The organism is Streptomyces sp. NBC_00425 (genome assembly GCF_036030735.1).
In the GTDB taxonomy this organism is placed as follows: domain Bacteria; phylum Actinomycetota; class Actinomycetes; order Streptomycetales; family Streptomycetaceae; genus Streptomyces.
The window spans coordinates 9736595-9755216 of record NZ_CP107928.1 but is presented as its reverse complement, the minus strand read 5'-3'; the positions used below and the strand labels follow the sequence as shown (position 1 = coordinate 9755216).

Annotated in this window: 15 protein-coding genes; 5 read left to right on the top strand and 10 right to left on the bottom strand. The window is 74.9% G+C overall.

Going from position 1 to position 18622, the window contains the following annotated elements:
* Window positions 1-7 precede the first annotated feature (7 nt).
* The 8 genes from OHS82_RS43075 to OHS82_RS43040 all read right to left on the bottom strand — a co-directional run bounded on the left by OHS82_RS43075 (window position 8) and on the right by OHS82_RS43040 (window position 10971).
* Window positions 8-871: a 4'-phosphopantetheinyl transferase family protein gene (locus OHS82_RS43075; RefSeq protein WP_057578422.1), complete on the bottom strand. Its 864-nt coding sequence runs from the start codon at window positions 869-871 to the stop codon at window positions 8-10.
* The gene (locus OHS82_RS43070) at window positions 868-1128 is read right to left on the bottom strand and encodes an acyl carrier protein (protein ID WP_057578424.1); all 261 of its coding nucleotides are present in this window, start codon (window positions 1126-1128) and stop codon (window positions 868-870) included. Before OHS82_RS43070 ends, OHS82_RS43075 begins: the two co-directional genes overlap by 4 nt.
* Complete coding sequence (locus OHS82_RS43065) at window positions 1103-3028, bottom strand: HAD-IIIC family phosphatase (RefSeq protein WP_328432903.1); 1926 nt, start codon at window positions 3026-3028, stop codon at window positions 1103-1105. The genes OHS82_RS43070 and OHS82_RS43065 overlap by 26 nt, the downstream gene beginning before the upstream one ends.
* Window positions 3025-4080 carry a 3-oxoacyl-[acyl-carrier-protein] synthase III C-terminal domain-containing protein gene (locus OHS82_RS43060; protein ID WP_057578428.1) on the bottom strand — a complete coding sequence of 352 codons (1056 nt, stop codon included), beginning with the start codon at window positions 4078-4080 and terminating at the stop codon, window positions 3025-3027. The genes OHS82_RS43065 and OHS82_RS43060 overlap by 4 nt, the downstream gene beginning before the upstream one ends.
* Window positions 4077-7037, bottom strand: a complete 2961-nt coding sequence (locus OHS82_RS43055; protein ID WP_057578430.1) for a type I polyketide synthase — start codon at window positions 7035-7037, stop codon at window positions 4077-4079. The genes OHS82_RS43060 and OHS82_RS43055 overlap by 4 nt, the downstream gene beginning before the upstream one ends.
* Window positions 7034-7321, bottom strand: coding sequence for an acyl carrier protein (locus OHS82_RS43050; protein ID WP_057578432.1), 288 nt, complete (start codon window positions 7319-7321; stop codon window positions 7034-7036). The genes OHS82_RS43055 and OHS82_RS43050 overlap by 4 nt, the downstream gene beginning before the upstream one ends.
* Window positions 7322-7384: 63 nt before the next feature.
* On the bottom strand, window positions 7385-9136 hold the full coding sequence (locus tag OHS82_RS43045; protein ID WP_057578434.1) for an acyl-CoA dehydrogenase: 1752 nt from the start codon (window positions 9134-9136) through the stop codon (window positions 7385-7387).
* Window positions 9130-10971, bottom strand: a complete 1842-nt coding sequence (locus OHS82_RS43040; RefSeq protein WP_242433141.1) for a fatty acyl-AMP ligase — start codon at window positions 10969-10971, stop codon at window positions 9130-9132. Before OHS82_RS43040 ends, OHS82_RS43045 begins: the two co-directional genes overlap by 7 nt.
* 219 nt (window positions 10972-11190) lie before the next feature.
* On the opposite strand from OHS82_RS43040, the gene OHS82_RS43035 reads away from it, so the two are divergent.
* The 5 genes from OHS82_RS43035 to OHS82_RS43015 all read left to right on the top strand — a co-directional run bounded on the left by OHS82_RS43035 (window position 11191) and on the right by OHS82_RS43015 (window position 16560).
* Window positions 11191-13797: an AfsR/SARP family transcriptional regulator gene (locus OHS82_RS43035; protein WP_057578435.1), complete on the top strand. Its 2607-nt coding sequence runs from the start codon at window positions 11191-11193 to the stop codon at window positions 13795-13797.
* Between the two features lie 175 nt (window positions 13798-13972).
* A complete protein-coding gene (locus OHS82_RS43030) occupies window positions 13973-14161 on the top strand; it encodes a hypothetical protein (protein WP_057578438.1) in 189 nt (62 codons plus the stop codon).
* Window positions 14162-14256: 95 nt separating this feature from the next.
* On the top strand, window positions 14257-14664 hold the full coding sequence (locus OHS82_RS43025) for an SAM-dependent methyltransferase (protein ID WP_057578440.1): 408 nt from the start codon (window positions 14257-14259) through the stop codon (window positions 14662-14664).
* A gap of 6 nt (window positions 14665-14670) precedes the next feature.
* Complete coding sequence (locus OHS82_RS43020) at window positions 14671-15552, top strand: hypothetical protein (protein WP_057578442.1); 882 nt, start codon at window positions 14671-14673, stop codon at window positions 15550-15552.
* A 21-nt stretch (window positions 15553-15573) separates the two neighbouring features.
* Complete coding sequence (locus OHS82_RS43015) at window positions 15574-16560, top strand: hypothetical protein (RefSeq protein WP_328432904.1); 987 nt, start codon at window positions 15574-15576, stop codon at window positions 16558-16560.
* A gap of 132 nt (window positions 16561-16692) precedes the next feature.
* On the opposite strand, the gene OHS82_RS43010 is transcribed toward OHS82_RS43015, so the two are convergent.
* Together OHS82_RS43010 and OHS82_RS43005 are read right to left on the bottom strand one after the other, a co-directional pair.
* On the bottom strand, window positions 16693-17532 hold the full coding sequence (locus OHS82_RS43010) for an alpha/beta fold hydrolase (protein ID WP_057578446.1): 840 nt from the start codon (window positions 17530-17532) through the stop codon (window positions 16693-16695).
* Window positions 17526-18557, bottom strand: coding sequence for a ketoacyl-ACP synthase III family protein (locus OHS82_RS43005; protein ID WP_057578448.1), 1032 nt, complete (start codon window positions 18555-18557; stop codon window positions 17526-17528). The genes OHS82_RS43010 and OHS82_RS43005 overlap by 7 nt, the downstream gene beginning before the upstream one ends.
* Window positions 18558-18622: the final 65 nt, after the last annotated feature.

The window sequence follows — 18622 nt, the reverse complement described above, 5'->3', positions numbered from 1 at the left end:
CCGGGAGTCAGCCGTGCGGGCGCACCCCGCTGAGCGCCTCGTTGAGGGCGGCGACGGCGTCGGCGTCGAGCATGGTGGTGATCTCGGCGTCCAGGGTGCGGCCGAGCCCCGCGTCGTAGACGGCGGTGCTGACGCAGAACTCGAGGCCGTCGCTGCCGAGCACATAGGTGCAGAACGTCCACTCGTCGCCGGTGCCCGGGGTGCCGTCGGGGCGGTGCACCTGGGTCGGCCGGCCGTCGGCGCCGAACCCGAACTCCGTGAACCGGAACTGCAGCCCCTGGCCGATCGCCTTGCTGTACGCCTCCTTCAGGGTCCACAGCCGCACCAGGCTCGGGTCGCGCTCGGCCAGCGGCAGCCGCGACACGGTGAGGCGTTCGTGCGGGGTGCAGATCTGCCGGTCCAGGCCGCGGCTGTAGATACGACGGTCCGAGCGCTCCGCGTCGACGCCGATCAGGCCCCGTGTCGTCAGCCCGACCAGCAGCAGGTCGTCGGTGTGGCTGAGGCTGATGTCGATCTGGTCGCAGCCGCGCAGATAGGGCCGGCCGGTCGGCCCGTACATGAGTTCCAGGTCGCGGGCGTCGGCGCGCAGCGCGGCGGCGGCGGCGTACTTCAGCAGGCGGCGGGAGGCGGCGTACCGGCCGCGCATGTCCTCGTGCGTGATGTCGCGGTAGCGGGCCCAGTCCCGGCCGAGCACGGCGCGCAGTTCGGGGCCGTCGGGGTCCTTGGGCCGCCAGTCGGCGAGGCGCCCGTGGACCAGCGCGGTGCCGTGCGTGCGCAGGTCCGCGCGTACGTCGGACCAGTCGGTGTGCACCGTGGTCGACGCGATGGGCTCGCCCAGCGACCGCGTGGCGGGGCCTGTCGGGGCGGTCATGGCCGGTCCTCGCGGTCGGGGCGGGTGAGGGCGTGGACCTCGCGCAGTCCACGGGCCTGCAGCACGCGGGCGACGGGCACCCGCCGGCCGGTCTCGCGCTCGATGAGCGTGACGAGGCGCAGCAGGTGGACGGAGTCCCAGGAGGGCAGGGCGTCGAAGTCGGCCGCCGCCTGCTGTTCGCTCAGGTCGAGGCCGAGCTCGTCGCGGAGCAGGGAGACGAAGCCGGCGAACTCATCCCAGGGGCGTGTGGTGCTCATCGGCCGTTCCTCCCAGTCGGACCTCGAGGGTCAGGTGGCCCGGCCGGTCCGGGAGCCGGCCGAGGTCGTGCCGGAACCATCGCTCGCGGCCGGCGCCCGGCTCCTCGGTGAAGCCCAGCGAGGGGTAGAAGCCGCGGGCCGCGGCGTTGGCGGGCGTGGCCCGGTAGCGGGCCCTGACCCGGGGCAGGCCGCGGGAGCGGGCGTGTTCGAGGACGGCGGCCAGGCAGCCGTCCTCGACGCCGCGGGCCAGGGCCCGGCAGCTGAGCATCATGTTGTCGATGTACAGGCCGTCGTCCTCGTCGCGGGTGAGCAGCGCGCCGACCAGGCCGCTGTCGCCGAAGCGGTCGCGTACCCGTACGGCGAGGACCCGGCGGGCCGGGTCGGCGGCCATCTCGGCGAGTTCGGCGGCCCGGAGCCGCTCGCCGGTGAGGTTGAACCGGTTGGTGCGCAGGGAGAGCTGGCACACGCGGGCGGTGTCGGCCGGGCCCGGCGGCGCGACGTGCACGACGATGCCGAGGTCGTGCAGGTATTCCTCGTACGTGCCCGCGCCCTGGCGCAGTTCGTCGCGGGCGGCGGCCTGGCGGTAGCGGGCGGTGCGGCGCCGGTCGTCGTCGGTGACGTGCGGGGTGTCGAACCAGGCGTCGCGCAGCAGTGCCTCGGTGTGCAGTGCGGGTTCGCGGCCGAGGGCGACGACGGGGGTGGCGGGCAGGCTGCGGCGGATCAGGGCGCGTTCCTGGGGCGAGTCGTCGGCGAAGACGAGGGCGTCGGTGGCGATGCCGAGGTGGTGGGCGATGTCGCGGAGGTTGGCGTCCTTGGGTTCCCAGTTGGCGTTGATCCGTGCGAAGTCGTCGGGGCGCAGCGTCATGTCCGGGTGGTCGCGCAGTGCCTGTACGGCCGGTTCGGCGTCGTTCTTGCTGCTGACGGCGAGCAGGACGCCCTGGGCGGCGAGTTGCCGGGCGGTGCGCTGCATCTGGCGGTAGGGCTCGCCGAGCAGGTCGTCGCCGACGCCGAGGCCGTCGGCGCCGACTTCTTCCAGGACGCCGCCCCACAGGGTGTCGTCGAGGTCGAGGACGAGGCACTTCTTGGTCAGGCCGCTGCGGGCCCGCAGGATGTGGGCCGCCTCGCGGGCGTAGGCGCCTAGGAGCTGTTCGGTGAAGGGCGAGCGGGTGTAGAGGGCCAGTCGTGGGTCGCTGGCCGGGCCGAGGTCGGCGATCAGGGGGTCGAGGTCGACGACCGTGACGGCGGGGTGGTCGGCTGTCAGGCGCAGCAGGCGGGCGTTGAACTCGCGCCACAGGGCGCCGAGCAGGGCGCGCCGGCGCTGGTCGATGATCTGCTGGGTGTGGCGGCGCAGCAGCGGCAGGGTGTTGAGGACGAGGGTGCCGGTTCCGGTCGCGGTGTGGGCGGCGGCGATGGCGGCGACGCGTTCGCCGAGCCGGGCGCAGGCCGTTTCGGCGTCGTCGGTGGTCCAGGGTGTGCCGAGTCGGTCGAAGACGGCGTCCGCGTCCAGCAGGCACAGTGTCAGGTCCGGTTGTGGGGCGCGCAGTTCGCTGTCGGGGTCGGTGAGGTCGCGCAGGTAGGCGCCGTGTGTGCCGACGAGGAGGCGGGCGAGGAGTCCGTGCCGGGCGAGTTCGGCGGTGAGGGCGTCGGGGAGCTGGGCGAGGGTGGAGTGCCCGGTGACGGCGACGGTGACGAGGGGGGTGTCGGGGTGGTGGGCGAGGACGTCGGGGGCGGCGAGGCCGCGCAGCAGGTGGCCGCAGCGCGCCAGTTCGGCGAGGACGGCGGCGGGCTCGCGGTCGCCGGCGTCGGTGATCTCCGCGAGGAGCGGGGCCACCTGCGGGTGGGCGCGGGCCAGCTGTCCGGAGGCGGACAGTTCGCGCAGGCGCTGGAAGGGTGTCGTCATGGGCGGGGCTCCGCGGCGTGCGTGCGCTCCAGGACGAGGCCGGCCCTGATCCATTTGCTGGACTCCACGACGAGGGCGAGGGCCCGCCCGGTGTCCGGCAGCCGGTCCAGGAGCCTGTCGAGCTGGAGCAGGGGCAGTGCGTTGCCGGTGTTGCCGGTGTCCACGACGCAGGACACCTCGTGCGCGGTGGACGCCCCCAGGCTCTCGGTGATGCGCCGGGTCATCCGGGCGGACAGCTGCGGCGGCAGCAGGAAGTCGACGTCGGCGGGGGTCCAGCCGACGGAGTCGAGCAGTTCCCAGTAGATCTCGCCCGCGAGGACGGGCACGCCCTCCTCGACGGCCTTGTAGTCCTCGGACAGCATCTGCCGGCCGGCGTCGCGGCGCACCGGGCCGTCCCAGTCGATGATCTGGCCCGGTGTCCGGCCCCGGCCGCTGAAGCGGTGCAGCAGTGTGCGGACGGCGAGGGCCTCGCCGAGGGGTTCGGCGCTGACGACGGCGGCGCCCGCGCCGTCGCCGAACAGGACGTAGTTGACGAGTTCCTGGGTGGGCAGGTCGGTGGGGGTGCGGCTCGGGTCGAGGAAGCGGGCGGTGGTGTCGCCGCCGATGACGAGTCCGCTGCGGTGCCCGGCGGCGAGCAGGGCCCGGGCCAGGTCGAGGGCCTGGACGGCGCCCGAGCAGCCTGCCTGGATCTGGTAGGTGGGCAGGTGGTCCAGGCCCAGCCGGTCGGCGACCTCGTTGGCGGTGGTGGGCAGCAGCCGGTCCGGTGTGGTGGTGGCCAGGACGAGGAAGTCCAGGTCCTGCAGGCGGGCGCCGGCCGCGTCGGCGGCGCGGGCGGCCGCCTCGGCGCACAGGTCGGTGAGGCTGTGCCGGATCTCGCCGGTGGCGAGGTCCCAGCCGAAGTGGCGGGTGCGGGTGCCGACGAAGAGGTCGATCCACTCCTCGTCGATCCCGAAGGTCTTGCCCAGGCGCGCGTTGTCGACCGGGTCGCCGGGCAGGGCGGTGCCGGTGCCGGCGATGTGCAGGGGTGCGCCGGGCGCGTCGTGAGGGGTCATGTCCTGGCTCCTACGCTGTTCCAGTCGCTGAGGAAGTCGGCGAGGGAGCCCACCGAGCGCAGGGCGGGCAGCAGTTGCTGCACGGTGACTCCTTCCGTCTGCGGCAGCCGGGCTTCGAGGCGGTCCTTGAGCTGCATGATCATCACTGAGTCGAATCCGAGGTCCGCGTAGAGCCGGGTCTGGCGTCCGACGCGCTGCGGGTCGTACTCCCCCACCTCCACCACCGTCTCGATCACCGCGGCGAGCACGGGGTCCGTCTCCTCGTCGGTGTGCGGGCCGGTGTGCGCGCCGGCCGGTGGGGGGGCGGTGGCGGGCGGCGGGGCGGCGGGTGGTTCGGGCCGGTCGGTGCGGCGCGGCGCGGGCTGCCAGAAGGTGTGTTCGGTGGAGAAGGCGTAGGGGGCGAGCTGTTCGGTGGTGCGCTGGGCGGGCTCGTACAGTTCGCGCCACCTGGGTTCGAGTCCCGAGCGGTAGAGGGCGGCGACGGTCTCGGCGAGGTCCCTCACGCTCGCCTCGCGGCCGGGGACGGGGTGCAGCAGCCGGACCCCGCAGGGCAGTCCGGCGCGTCCTGCGAGCTGTACGAGGTGGGGGCTGGGCCCGATCTCGATGAGGCAGGCGGGCATGGTCTCCGTCATGAGGGCGTTCAGGGCGTCGGCGAAGAGCACGGGGCCCGCGGCCTGCTCGCGCCAGTACGCGGCGTCCAGGGGGCGGTCGTCGAGCATGGCGCCGTAGCGTGTGGAGGCCATGGGCAGGGCGGGCGGCGTCGTTCGCAGGCCGGCGGCGGCTTCGGCGAGGCCGTCCAGGGCCGGCGCCATCTGCGGGGAGTGGAAGGCGTGCGAGACGCGCAGGCGGTCGGTGCGCACCCCCTGTCCGTGCAGGGCGGCGGCGATCCGGTCGAGTGCGGTGCGCTGTCCCGAGAGCACGGTGCGGTCGGGGCCGTTGACGGCGCCGACGCACACGTCGGGTTCGTCGGCGAGGAGCGCGGCCAGGTCGGCGCGGGCCGCGCGGACGCCGAGCATGCCGCCGCCGTCCGGGAGGCGCTCCATGAGCGCGGCCCGCGCCGACACCAGCCGGGCCGCGTCGTCGAGGGTGAGCGCGCCCGCCGCGACGGCGGCGGCGAACTCGCCCACGCTGTGCCCGAGGACGGCGTCGGGCTCGATGCCGAGGTCCCCCAGGGTGCGGAAGAGGGCGTACTCGACGGCGAACAGGGCGGGCTGGGCCCAGCCGGTGCGGTGCACGGCCGGGTCCTCGTCCAGGATCATGTCCCGTACGGAGGCGCCGAGATGGGGCCGCAGCACGTCGTCGGCGGTGTCGAGGTGGCGGCGGTAGGAGGCGCTGTCGCGGTAGAGGGCGCCGGTCATGCCGGGTTCCTGGGCGCCCTGGCCGCTGAAGAGGAAGCCGATGGCCGGCGGGTGCAGGGCCCGGTCGGCGATGCCGGCGCGCAGTTGTTCGTCGTCGGCGGCGGCGCTCAGCGCGGCGGCGAGTTCGACGGTGTCGCGGGCGGTGAAGGCGGCCCGGTAGGACTGGCCGGTCTTGACCAGGTTGCTGCTCCAGCACAGGGGGGCCGCGGCGCCGCGCGGGCGGCGGGCGACGGCGTCGGCCTGCACGGCGAGGTTGCGGCGCAGCGCCTCGGGGGTGTTGGCGGAGACGGTGAACACGCCCACGGCGCGGGCGGCGGGGCGCGGGGCGCGTGCGGTCGGGGTGCGGCGGGGGCGCGGGGCGCCGGCGAGGACGGCGTGGGCGTTGGTGCCGCCCATGCCGAAGCTGCTGACGCCGGCCCAGACGTCGTCGGCGGGCAGTCGTATGGGCGCCTTGATGAGCCGCAGTCCGCGTTCGGCGAGCCGTAGTTGGGGGTTCTCGCGGTCGGCGAAGCGGCTGGCGGGCACGATGCGGTGGTGCAGCGCGAGCGCGACCTTGATGAGGCCCGCGATGCCGGCGGCGCCCTCGGTGTGGCCGAGGTTGCCTTTCACGGATCCGATGGCGCAGGGCTCGTCCCGTTGCACGGCGTGCAGTTCGCCGAGGGCGGCGCACTCGATGATGTCGCCGAGCGCGGTCCCGGTGCCGTGCGCCTCGATGAACCTCACCTGTGCGGGGGTGATGCGGGCGCGCCGGCAGGCGGCGGCGACGACTTCGCGCTGCGACCACCGGTTGGGGGCGGTGAGGCCGTTGCTGCGGCCGTCCTGGTTGACGGCGGTGCCGTGGACGACCGCGTAGATCCGCTGGCCGTCGGCCAGGGCGTCGGTCAGGCGCCGCAGTACCACGACGCCCACGCCGTCGCTGCGGCCGATGCCGTCGGCGTCGGTGCTGAAGGGCTTGCAGCGGCCGTCCCGGGCGGCCAGGCCCATCCGTTCGTAGACGAGTCCGGGTGCGGGGGTGAGGACGAGGTTGACGCCGCCCGCGACGGCGGTGGAGGACTCGCCGGCCAGCAGTGAGTTGACTGCGAGGTGCACGGCCACCAGGGAGGACGAGCAGGCGGTGTCGACGGCGAGGCTCGGGCCCTTGAGGTCGAGGTGGTAGGAGATGCGGTTGGCGGTCATCGCCGCGCTGCTGCCCGCCCCGAGCTGGGGGGTGACCCGTGTGGGGTCGGTGAGGTGGAGCTGGGCCCATTCGCTGCCCATGACGCCGACGAAGACGCCGGTGTCGCCGCCCGCCAGTGCGGCCGGCGACTGCCCGGCGTCCTCCAGGGCCCGCCAGGCGCACTGCAGGAGCAGTCGCTGCTGGGGGTCCATGGCGGCGGCCTCGCGCGGCGCGACGGTGAAGAAGTCGTTGTCGAAGGTGGCGATGTCGTCGATGAAGCCGCCGCGCACCGTGTCGTCGAAGCCGTGCCCGTCGCGGCGTTGCGCGGGCAGTTCGCCGATCGCGTCACCGGCGCGCATCAGCAGGTTCCAGTAGGCGTCGGCGTCGGGCGCGCCGGGCAGGACGCAGTCCAGGCCGACGATGGCGACGGCGTCCGCGCTCACCGCTGCGGCCCGCTGTCGGGGAGCCGGACGCCGCGGGCGGTGAGATGCCCGGCGAGCGCCGCGACCGTGGGGTGGTCCCAGGCCAGTGTGGGCTCCACGGCGATCCCGAGCTCGTCCTCGACGTCGCCGCACAGGCTCAGCGCGCACACGGAGTCCATGCCGTATGCGGCGAGCGGCACCGTGGGGTCGATGCTCTCCGGCGCCCGGTCCATATAGACCGCGAGGCGGTCGGTGAGCCAGCGGTACAGGGGGGCTGCCGCCTTCGGCGGCGCGGAGAGGGTCATGGCCGGGTCTCCTCGGGAGTAGGGGCCGTTGCGGGAGAAGGGGGGTGGTGGCTCGGTCGGCGGTCAGCCGGGGAGCGGCGTGTTGTACAGGTCGTAGCTGCGGCGGTCGCCGAAGCGGGCCAGCACCTCCTGGTGCACGCGGGCCATGCACTGGGGGGGCAGGTCCGCGGCGGGGGCGCCGAGGCGGCGGGCGATGCGGTGCAGGGCGGCCGTCGCCCAGGCCGGGTCGGCGAGGAAGGGGTCGCGGTCGTCGCGGCTGTGCCGCCACACGCCGAGGACGGCGGCGGCGGCCAGGACGAGGACGTAGCGGTCGGTCAGGGCGAACCAGGCGGGGCGCACCGGCGTGTGCTCGTTCACCGGGGGCAGCGCGAGGATTCTGGCGCGCAGGTCGTCGAGTTCGTCGACGAACTGTCCGGCCAGGGCGCGCAGGGCGCGTTCGACGGGGTTGCGGGCGGGGAGGGTGGCGGCCGTGTCGATCAGGGTGGCGCTGAGGCTGTCGCGTCCGCCGGCGAGGACCAGGGCGGTGTAGTCGAAGGGGGGCAGCGGTGCGGCCGGGCGGAACAGGCCGGGGCCTGCGCCTTCGCCGGAGAACCAGCTGCGGGCCAGGCTCGGGAGCTGGGGGATGATGGTGGCCTGGCAGGCGACGGTCCCGGCGTGGCCGAGGCTGATGACCGGCACGTCCCTGATGTGTTTCTGGAACACGCCGATCGTGCCGGCGCGGGTGTAGATCTGCGAGCCGAGGACGGTCGCCAGGTCGTACATCGTCTCGCTCAGGACGCGGGGCAGCAGTGCCTTGACGGCGGCCGAGTAGACGCTGGTCTCGGCCGGGTACAGGTGCAGGGCGCGGGTGGCGACGACGGCGAGGCAGTCGTAGAAGAGCAGGTTGACGAAGGAGTTGGCGAGGGTGGCGGCGGTGGCCTCGGGGTCCATGGGTGACAGGCCGCCGTCGCCCGGGCCCTGGATGCGGTCGACGAGGACCGCGGTGCGCAGGCTGGTGTCGACGGCCGCGGCCACCATGGCGGCGGTGAGGGTGCGGCTGACCTGGAAGGAGCGCAGTGCGGTGGGGACGCCGCTGCCGGCCGGCCCGAGCAGGGCGTCCTCGGGCAGCGGGCAGTCGTCGAACTCGATGCTGTCCAGGTGGGCGCCGCGCAGTCCGACGGAGGGGCGGCGCGAGCCGGCCCGGTAGCGGTCGGCGGGCAGGGTGCGGGGGTCGAGCAGGAGTGCCGAGTGGCTGGCGCTGCCGACGCGGTCGTCGGTGCGGCAGAACAGCACCAGGGCGTCGGCGCGGCGCGCGTTGTTGACGATGGTCTTGGCGCCGGTGACGTGGAGCCGGCCGTCCGCGTGCACGGCGCGGACCTGGCTGCGGACGAAGTCGTTGGTGTGGGCCGTCTCGTGCTGGGCGATGGCGGCCTTGGACCGCCCGATGAGCAGCCGGGCCAGCCAGTCCTGCTGGTGGCGGCTGCCGGCCAGCCACACGTCGGATGCGGCCATGAAGGTGCTCATGCCGTAGCCCATGCCGAGGCTGACGTCGCGGCGGAAGACCGGACGCATCACGCGCAGCAGCGTCTCCGCGCAGGTGAAGCGGCCGCCCAGGGCGCGGGGCACGTACTCCAGGTGCATGCCGAAGTCGTCGAGGAGGTCCTCGGCGTCGGCGGACAGCGCGGCCCGCCGGTCGGCGGACAGCAGTGCGGCGTAGCCGACGGGGTTGCCGGGGGCGGCGGGGTCCCCGAACCGTTTCTCCAGTTCGGCCGCCCGGTCCTCGGGCGCGGCGGGCCGGACGGGGGGCCGCGGCGCGGTGGTGAGCCCGTTCACCACGACAGGTCCCGCGGTCCGCCGGCGACGGCGGACAGGGCGTCCTCGTCCGCGGGCCGGGGCCGCACCAGGTTCTCGACCTGCGGGTCGAGGACCTCGAACAGGGGGGACAGCCGGTCCTCCAGGAACAGTCTGCGCATCAGGGTGCGTTGTGTCTTGCCGCTGGTGGTGCGGCGCAGGGTGCCGGGGCGCACCAGCACCACGTTGCCGACGGGCACGTCGAAGTCCCGGCCGATCAGGGCCTGCATCCGGCAGGCCAGGGCGTGCAGGCGGCTCTGGTCGGCGTGCGGGGCGCGCACCTCCTGGACGACGACGAGCTGTTCGCGGTCGGCGCCGACGGTGAACACGGCGCCGTGGCAGGCGCCGAGGGCGGGGCTGACCTCGCGCAGGGCCCATTCGACGTCCTGCGGGTAGATGTTGCGGCCGTTGAGGATGATGACTTCCTTCAGCCGTCCGGTGACGTAGAGTTCGCCGCCGTCGAGGGCGCCGAGGTCGCCGGTGCGCAGATAGCCGCCGTCGCCGCCGGCGCCGGCGAGGACGGCGTGGAAGGTCTCGGCCGTCTCCAGGGGTTTGCGCCAGTAGCCCTGGGCCACGCTGTCGCCGCGCAGCCAGATCTCGCCGACGCGGCCCGCGGGCAGTTCGCGGCCGTCGACGGGGTCGACGATGCGTACGTCGAAGCCGTCGGCGCGGCCGCTGCTGACGAGGATGCGGGCGGCGGCTCGGGGGGCGGGGGCGCGCAGCGCGTCGTGTTCGAGGCCCGGCTGGTCGACGGTGAGCCGGCCGTAGGGGCGGCCGGGGGCGCCGCCGGACACCATGAGGGTGGCTTCGGCGAGTCCGTAGGCGGGGTAGACGGCGGCGGCGTCGAGGCCGGCGGCGGCGAAGCGGCGGGTGAACGCCTCGAGGGTCTGGGCGCGTACCGGTTCGGCGCCGTTGAGGGCCAGCCGCCAGCGGGACAGGTCCAGGCCGGCGACCTGTTCGTCGGTGATCCGGCGCAGGCACAGGTCGTAGCAGAAGTTGGGGCCGCCGCCGATCGTCACCCCGTGTTCCTCGATCATCCGCAGCCAGCGGACGGGGCGTTTGATGAAGGCGCTCGGGGCCATCTGCACGGACGCGCTGCCCAGCCACAGGGGGTGCAGGAGATGGGCGATGAGGCCCATGTCGTGGTAGTGGGGCAGCCAGCCGCCGAACCGGTCGGCCGCTGTGGTGCCGAGGGCGCGGCGCATCACCTCCTGGTTGGCGAGGAGGTTGCGGTGGCTGACCATGACGCCGCGCGGCTGTGAGGTGGATCCGGAGGTGTACTGCAGGAACGCCAGGTCGTCGGGGCCGGTGGTGGGCGGGCGCCAGTCGTCGGGGCCGTCGTCCTCGTCGACGTCGGTGGCCAGGCACACGACGTCGCCGCGGCCCGCGGTGGCGAGCCACAGCGACACGTCGGGGGCGTGGGCGATGTCGGTGAGGACGAGCTGGGCGCCGGTGTCCTTGATGATGCCGGTCAGGCGGTGCAGCCGCTCGCCGCGGTCGCCGGGCAGCGGGGCCGGGACGGCGATGGCTCCGGCGTACAGGCAGCCGGCGAACGCCTTGAGGAAGTCGGGGCCGGGCGGGTGCAGCAGCAGGACGGGCCGGCCCTGGGCGCCGCGTTCGTGCAGCCGCAGCGCCAGGGTCCGGGCCGTCCGGTCGAGTTCGCCGTAGGTGAGGTGTTCCGCGGCGGTCGCGGCGCCGGTGTCGCGTACGAAGACGTGCGCGGTGGTGTCGCCAAGGGCCTGCGCCCGGTCGAGCAGCAGCCGGGTGAACGTGCCGTACTCGTCGTTTCGCGTGATGTCAGCGGCGGTCTCGCCAGTCACTTCGCCCCCTCGTGGTGCCCTCGGGACCGGAGCGGGACGCGCCGTGCCCCCTTGTGGCCAAGGCCTCCGCATGGTCATCGCCGGTGCTAAAGCAGGGCTTGCAGAGCTCTCATGCGCGGACCGGCTCGGGGTGGGAGGACCGTCGCGGATAGGGGGGTGCCTGTCCGAAAACAGGGGTGGGGCCCGGCCTATCGTGGCTCGTCTAGGACAGGGGGCGCCATGCGATTCAGGATTCTGGGTCCGCTGGAGGTACGGGGAGCGCCGGGCACGTCCGAGGCTCTGACGCCGCGCGCGGCGAAGATACGGGTCGTCCTCGCCACGCTGCTGGTGCGGGCGAACGAGATCGTGTCGGTGGACAGCCTGATCGACGAGCTGTGGGGCGAGGACCCGCCGCGCACCGCGACGACGACGCTCCAGGTGTACATCTCGCAGCTGCGCAAGCTGCTGCACGAGGTGGACGCCGAGCTGGGCCGCGACGCGCTGGTGACGCGGCCGCCGGGGTACGAACTGCGGCTGGACCCGGCGCAGTTGGACCTGGCGGTGCTGGAGGAGCTGCACGGCCGGGGCCGGGAGCTGATGGACCGGCAGGACTACCGGGGCGCGGCAGATCTGCAGCGCCGGGCCCTCGGTCTGTGGCGCGGGCCGCTCCTGTCGGACACCCCGCACGGACCGCTGCTGGACGCCACGGCGGTGCGGCTGTCGGAGATGCGCACGTCGGCGCTGGAACAGTGCATCAGGGCCGAGCTGCATCTGGGCCGTCATCGGGGGCTGATCGGCGAGCTGCAGGCGGTGACCGCGGAGCTGCCGCTGCGCGAGGAGTTCCACGCGCATCTGATGGTGGCGCTGTACCGGTCGGGGCGGCAGGCCGACGCGCTGCAGGTGTTCGCGCGGCTGCGCCGGGGGCTCGTGGAGGAGCTGGCCATAGAGCCCGGCCGGGCGTTGCAGGCGCTGCACCAGCGCATCCTGGTGGGCGATCCCCTGCTGCTTCGGCCTGCGGGGCGGGCCGAGCGGACCGAGCCGTCGCCGCCGGCCGCCGTGACGCGGCCCGCCGGCGGCGGGGCTGCGTGGGCGGTGAGCGGTGGACTTCCCTCCGGCGACCTGCTGTTCACCGGCCGCGAGGAGGAACTGGCGGTTCTGGGTGAGGCGTTGGGGCCGCCCGGCGGCGGGCTCGTCGTCCTTTCGGGCCCGGCGGGCGTCGGCAAGAGCGCGCTGGCCCTGGCCGCGGCGCACCGCGCGGGCGACGGCTTCGACGGTTCGGCGCTCGTGCGGCTGCGCACCGGGGGCGGGCGTCCGCTGGACGCGGCGCAGGTGCTGGCGCAGCTGCTGCGCCGGTTCGCGGCGCACGGTGCGGCGCCGGCGGGCGGCGGGGAACCGGCCGCCGTGCTGCGGCAGTCGACGGCCGGCCGGCGGTGTCTGCTGGTCCTGGACGACGCGGTCTCGGCCGACCAGGTCCGTCCGGTGCTCGCGGCCATGCCGGACAGCACGGTGCTGGTCACCTGCCGGGGCGTGCCCGAGGGGCTCGAGGGGCGGGTCGTCGCGCTCGGCGTGCCCTCGGCGCGGGACGCCCGGGCGCTGCTGCTGGCCGCGGCGGGCGGGACGGCGCCGGACGCGGGCGCGGGGACGGGGGCGGCGGACGTCGTGGCGCTGTGCGGTGCTCTGCCGCTGGCGCTGCGGGCGGCGGGAAGCCTGCTGGCGGGCCGGCCGCGGCAGACGTGCGCGGCGCTCGCCGCGCGGCTGCGTGAGGAGCGCACCCGGCTCGCGGAGCTGGGCGCGGCGGACCCCGCACTGCGCCCGCGGCTGCGGCAGGCCGCGGACGAGCTGAGCGATCCGCGGCGGCGGGCCTTCCTGCTGTGGGGGCTGCTGCCCGCCGGGCCGTTCGGGCTGCGTGCGGCGGCGGCCCTGCTGGAGACGGACCTGCAGGCGGCGCGGGAGACGGCGGACGCGCTGGTGCGGGCGCAGGTCCTGCAGACGGAGCCGGCCCGGGCCGGTGGCACGGTCGGGTACCGCATGCCGGAGCTGTTGCGGCTGCTGGCCGGGGAGCTGCTCGCCGCCGAGGTGGACGCCGACGTCCGGCGGGCCGCGCTGAACCGGCTGTGCGGCGCGGCGGCCGACGAGGTCGAGGCGGTGGGCGTGTTCGCCGGGGAGCCGGTCGAGGGGCGCCATCCGCTGGACTGGTTCCGGGGGCGGCGGCCGGTGCTGCTGGCGCTGGTGCGGCAGGCGCACGCGGCGGGGCTGTGGTCGGCGACGCTGCGCCTGGTGGACGGCATGGCGGGGTTCCTGGAGTCGCTGGCGGCGTGGGAGGAGCGTTCCGTCTGCCACGATCTGGCGCTGGACGCGGCGCAGCGCACGGGCGATCTGGCGGCGCAGGCGCGGCTGTTGCGGGCCATGGGCGATCTCGCCTGGCAGCGGCGGCGGGTCGCCGTGGCGGAGGACCTGTTCGAGCGTGCCCTGCTGACGGCCGACGCGGCGGGCGCCGACGAGGAGCGCGTGCGGGCGTTGACGGGCCTGGCCGATCTGCGGCTGGACAGCGGCGCGACGGACGCGGCGGCGGCGCTGGTGCCGGGCGCGCCGGACGCGCCGGCGCCCGACCGCCGCGGCCGCTTCGAGAGCCACCGTCTGCGGGGCCTGCTGGCGCTGGAGTCGCACGACCGGGACGCGGCCCGGGCCCACTTCGTGCGGTGCCTGACCCAGGCGACGGAGCTGGCGGACGCCCGTCTGGAGGCCTACGCCCGCCGCCGCCTCGCCGACCTCGTCGGCCCCCGGGTGCCGGCGTCGGGCTGGTCGGAGGTGCGGCCCGGGGTGTGGAGGAAGGAAGCGGTGGCCTGAGCGGGGCCTTCCCTGAACGGGGCTTTCGCGGGCGGGGCTTCGGCGGCGGCTCGAAGCGCGGGCTCGTCCCAGCAGGCGCGCAGCCCCCGCTTTAGCCGGGGGCGGATCGTGGCTGCGACCAGTCACGCGGGACCGGGGCTGCCGTCCGGGTCCCCCGCATCGTGCAGGAGGTTCCATGTCCGATTCGGCCAACGGGCCCGTCGACGGCGTCGAGACCGTCGAATACGTCAACGTCGACGGCGGAGGCGACGGCGGAGGCGGAGGCGGGGCTGCGGCTCTCGCCCCGCGTCTGCAGTCCGCGATCCCGACCGACCTGGAGCAGCTCGTCGCGGACATCAGCGACGGAACAGGGCCCGCCGACTGAGGGAGGCGGGCCGGGGACGCGCCCGCCCCCTCGGGCGCGTCCCCGGCCGTCCGCGTCGGTCGGGCCGTACGGCATCTCCCCGGAAGGACACAGCCATGTCCCTGCACACTCCCGACACGACGCTGGTGCGGCACATCAGGGTCGTGGCCGTCGACGCCGGCGCGCAGCAGGTCACGCGGGCCGCGCTGACGCAGCTGCGGGCGGCCGCGCTGGTGCTGCATCCGCTCCGTCCCGCCCTCGACGTAGGGCGGTTGACCGCCGGCCCGGCCGAGTCGCTGGCCTTGCCGGGCCCGGACGGCGCCGACGCCCAAGGCGCCTGCGCCCGGGTGCTGGAACAGATCCTGTACCGGGTCGGCGCGGTGGGCGACGTGGCGGTGCTGCTGCCCGGCGGCCCGCCGTGGGCCGGCCCGCTCGTGCGCGAGCTCCAGGAGCTCGCGGACCGCTGGGAGATCAGCCTCCACATCGAGCCCGGCGTGCCCGCCGCGCAGCCGGCGGCCCGGTGAGCGTGCATGCCGGACACCATCGACACCGCCCTGCTGCGCGGGTACGGGCCCGGCATCGCCGCCTACCGCGACCAGCTGCGGCGCCTGCAGCGCGAGGCGCTGCTGGGCGGCGGAGAGGTGCTGGAGCGGCTGCTGGCGGGCCGCGCGGCCGCCCTCGCCCGCCTGCGGTCGGCGCCCTGGCTGCGGGCCCTGTCCGACGCGACCCTGCGTCAGATGCGCACGGTGGTGCGGTCCGGCGCCTACGCCTGTGCCCTGCCGCTGCGCGCCGGCGACCTGGCGCGGCTGATGGAACTGGCGCTGCCGGGGCTCGCGGACGACACGGTGCTGCACCACCCCACCCACGCCCGCGCCGCCGAGATCATCCCGGAGCTCCCCCTGCTGCGCGGCCGCGCCGACGCCGTCCGCCAGGTGCTGGCCCAGTCCTCGCTCGACGAGCCGACCACGTTCCGCACGGTCGACGACGAGCACAGCCGCCCCGTCGTGCACGGGCAGGACGGGCCGACGCTCGGGGCGTTGGCCGGCGTGGCCCACGAGCTGGGCCACTGCCTGTACGAGCGGGCCCGGCCGGTGCGCACGGCGCGCGGCCAGCTCGCCTCGGAACGGCTCGCGCACCGCTGGGAGGAGCAGGTCGTCGCCGCGTATCTGGCGGCCCGCGGCGGCGCTGAGGAGCGGCGCCTGTGGTGGCTCAGACAGCGTCGCGTGGACGCCCTCAACCTTCACTTCTTCCTGGCCGAACGGGCCGAACTGTACGGCCCGCACGACGGGTTCGAGGCTCTGGTGTCCCCGCGGGCGGGCGTCTTCCGGGAGTCCCTGTTCACCGTGCCCGGCTACCAGGTGGTGTACGCGCGGGCGTCGCTGGCCCGGCTGCACACCGGTGACAACCCCTGACCCGACGCGAGAGGACACCCGATGAGCACCGTCGTCGCACGGGAGCGGACGCGCACGGAACCGCGCGGCCTCACCGTCGTCCGGCAGCGGTACGCCGCCCTGCTCACGAGCGCCGCCGCCGGCCCCGCCCCCTGGTCCGGCCCCGGGCCGGTGGATCCGCTGCCGCCGCATCTGTGCCGCCGGCTCAACCTCGGCCGGGCCCCGGAGTGCGGGCCGCGGTCGCGGACCGCGTACACCGGGCGCGAGGACTGCGAACTGGTGGAGTTCGGCAGCGGCGCGCTGCGGCTGCGGTACGCGACGGCGCTGGGGCCTGCGACCCTGGCGGACGTGGGCCTGTCCGGGTACCGCACGGTGCGGCCGGGGCCGCGTACGACGGCCTGGATGACGGAGGCGGTGGACACGCTGGCGGGCCTGTGTCCTGAGGCCGCGCGGGCCGTGGAGGCGTTCATCAGCGTGCTCGTCCTGCTCAAGCCGCGCCGCGAACAGGCGCCGCTGGGCGAGACCATGGCGTCCTGCTCGTTCCGGGAGCTGCCCTTCACCGCCTTCCTGACGGGGCTCGGTCTGCATCATCTGCCGCCCGGCTTCATGTTCACCGAGCCGTCCGTGTACAGCCTGCAGGAGTCGCTGTACCACGAGGCGCTGCACCTGTGGCTCAACGAGATACAGCGCACCGACGACCACTTCGCCCCCGCGCGCGGGGACGGGCCGCACGGACGCGACGTGAAGATCTTCGTGTGCTGGCAGGGCACGTGGTGGACCGCGGCCCGCTGTCTGCACACGCTGTTCGGCTATGTCCACCTCCTCAGGCTGCGCACCGCGGCCCTGGAACGGGCCAAGGGCGCGCAGGCGGCGCTCCTGGAGGAGGCGGTGCGCTCGGCGCGGGCCTGCTCGAGCGAGCTGCACCACTCGCTCCTGGACCGGCCGGGTCTGCTCAGCGCCGCCGGGCACGAACTCCTGGACTGGATCGGCGAGTCGGTGCCGGGCCGCCGGACCGCCGCCCGGCGGTAGCCAAGCCAGACCCGCACCCGGCGGCAGCCGGGGCCGGCACGCGGCGGGGCCGGGGGGCGGCACGCGGCCGGGCCGGGGCGTGGCAGGGGGCGGGGCCGTCCGGTCCCGCCCCCCTGCCACGGCCTTGGGGGGTCAGTGGCCCTGGTTCCTGAGGATCTTGCGCAGGCGTGCCGCGAAGGCCCTGGGGTGGGTCTTGAGGCCGACGTGCCCGCCGGGCAGCTCCTCGGTCTCCTTGCCGAGCCGCTGCGCGAGAGCGACGGTGCAGCGGTAGGACCAGTTGCCCTCGGAGGGGGCGCCGGTGGCGAGGACGAGCCGGCCGGCCTCGGCGCGCAGCACGTCGAAGCCGGCGTCGTCGAGGTGGACTTCGGTGTAGGCGGGCATCTCGTGCGTGATGAAGAAGTCGATGTTGGCCTTCTGCTCGTCCGTCATCGGCGACAGCCGGGCCCCGGGCTCGAACTGCAGGTTGCCGTAGTCGATGTCGTTGAACGCCGCCCAGCTGACCATGCCGGGGCCGAACCCCTGCTGCCGGTAGGTGTCGCACGCCGTGCGCACCACCTGTCCGGCGAGCTCGCGCTCGGCTCCGGTCAGGAAGTAGAACTCCGAGGGCTCGTGCGCCACGAGCGTGGCCACCAGCTGCGGGTGGCGGGCCAGCAGATGCAGGCCCACGTGCGCTCCGAGACTCGTGCCGAAGAGCAGCGCGGGCTCGTCGGTGAGCGACTTCAGCAGCAGGGCCAGGTCGTCCGCGTGGGTGCGCGGCGTCAGGGGCGGCATCGGGTCGCCGGCCGCGCTGCGCGACATGCCGCGCCGGTCGTAGGTGAGGACCGTGTAGTGGTCGGCGAGGCGGTCGACCAGGCCGGGGATGCGCCGGGCGTCGCCGCCCGCACCGTCCATGGCGACCAGGAGAGGGCCCGTGCCCCGTGTCTCGTAGTAGAGCTCGGTGCCGGCGACGGGCACCGCGGCGGATGTCACCATGACGGAACTTCCTTGATCGTCACGACTCCGGCGGAGCTGATCCAGCCGGGTCCCTGGGAGAGCAGCAGGACGTGGTCTCCTGGCGCCACCTCGCCGGTGCGCACCAGGTGGTCGAGCGAGATGAGCAGGTCGGCCGCCCCGACATGGCCGACGGTGCGGCCGAAGTCCCAGCTGGAACGGGACATGGGCAGGCCCAGCGGGCCCATGACCGCGTACTCGATCATGCGGCCGTCCTGGTTGATCGGGACGACCTTGGCGATGTCGCAGGCGTTGAGGCCGGCCTCCACCAGGGAGCGCTGGACGATGGACAGGTCGAACTCGCCGATGCGCTCGACCGTTTCGGCGAGCGACATCTCCCGCTCGTTGAACAGCGCGGCCCGCTCGGCGACGGCGACCTCTCGCCCCGTGCCGTCCTGGGGCGGCAGCAGCGACTCGTCCCCGCGGTGCCACTGCTCCAGTTCGGCCAGCGTCCCGGAGTTGAGGGAGCGCACCTCGGCGAAGCCGCTCTCGGTGCTGACCACGGCGGCCGCGGCGCCGTCGGCGAGGATGTAGGAGTCGCCGAAGCCGCGCCAGCGGTCGATGAGCGGCGTCTGGAAGTTCTGCGCCGTGGTCAGCAGCGCCGTCTCCACCTGGGCGGCGCCGGTCATCTGCCCGATCACGACCTCGAGGGCGGCCAGCATGCCGTTGCAGCCCTGCCGGATGTGCAGCGAGGGAATGGGCCCCGTGCCGAGTTCCCGCAGGATGTACGCGGGCGGGTAGGAGCCGTCGGGCCCCTGGTGGTAGACGCCGCCGTGGACGTGGGACTCGATGTCCTCGACGTCCCGTCCCCAGCGTTGCACCGCGCGTCGCGCCGCGGCGACCGCCATGTCGAGCGCGGGGACACCGTGCGCGACATGGGTGCCGGTCAGGCCGCTCGCCTTGTGGACGTCCTCGTCGTAGCGGCCGTCGGCCACGGCGTCCTGCGCGCTCACCGGATCGGGCAGGAACACCCCGACCGAGCTGAGGAACACTCCTTGCGTTCTCACAACCACGCCTCCCTTCTTGTGTGTTGGCTGGTCCTGTCGGGGGCTGCCCGTGTTCGGGCGGCTCG

Excerpts from the sequence above, each read along its gene's own strand:
- OHS82_RS43075 (WP_057578422.1), bottom strand. The coding sequence starts at position 871 with ATGACCGCCCCGACAGGCCCCGCCACGCGGTCGCTGGGCGAGCCCATC.
- OHS82_RS43070 (WP_057578424.1), bottom strand. The coding sequence starts at position 1,128 with ATGAGCACCACACGCCCCTGGGATGAGTTCGCCGGCTTCGTCTCCCTG.
- OHS82_RS43065 (WP_328432903.1), bottom strand. The coding sequence starts at position 3,028 with ATGACGACACCCTTCCAGCGCCTGCGCGAACTGTCCGCCTCCGGACAG.
- OHS82_RS43060 (WP_057578428.1), bottom strand. The coding sequence starts at position 4,080 with ATGACCCCTCACGACGCGCCCGGCGCACCCCTGCACATCGCCGGCACC.
- OHS82_RS43050 (WP_057578432.1), bottom strand. The coding sequence starts at position 7,321 with ATGACCCTCTCCGCGCCGCCGAAGGCGGCAGCCCCCCTGTACCGCTGG.
- OHS82_RS43035 (WP_057578435.1), top strand. The coding sequence starts at position 11,191 with ATGCGATTCAGGATTCTGGGTCCGCTGGAGGTACGGGGAGCGCCGGGC.
- OHS82_RS43030 (WP_057578438.1), top strand. The coding sequence starts at position 13,973 with ATGTCCGATTCGGCCAACGGGCCCGTCGACGGCGTCGAGACCGTCGAA.
- OHS82_RS43025 (WP_057578440.1), top strand. The coding sequence starts at position 14,257 with ATGTCCCTGCACACTCCCGACACGACGCTGGTGCGGCACATCAGGGTC.
- OHS82_RS43020 (WP_057578442.1), top strand. The coding sequence starts at position 14,671 with ATGCCGGACACCATCGACACCGCCCTGCTGCGCGGGTACGGGCCCGGC.
- OHS82_RS43015 (WP_328432904.1), top strand. The coding sequence starts at position 15,574 with ATGAGCACCGTCGTCGCACGGGAGCGGACGCGCACGGAACCGCGCGGC.
- OHS82_RS43010 (WP_057578446.1), bottom strand. The coding sequence starts at position 17,532 with ATGGTGACATCCGCCGCGGTGCCCGTCGCCGGCACCGAGCTCTACTAC.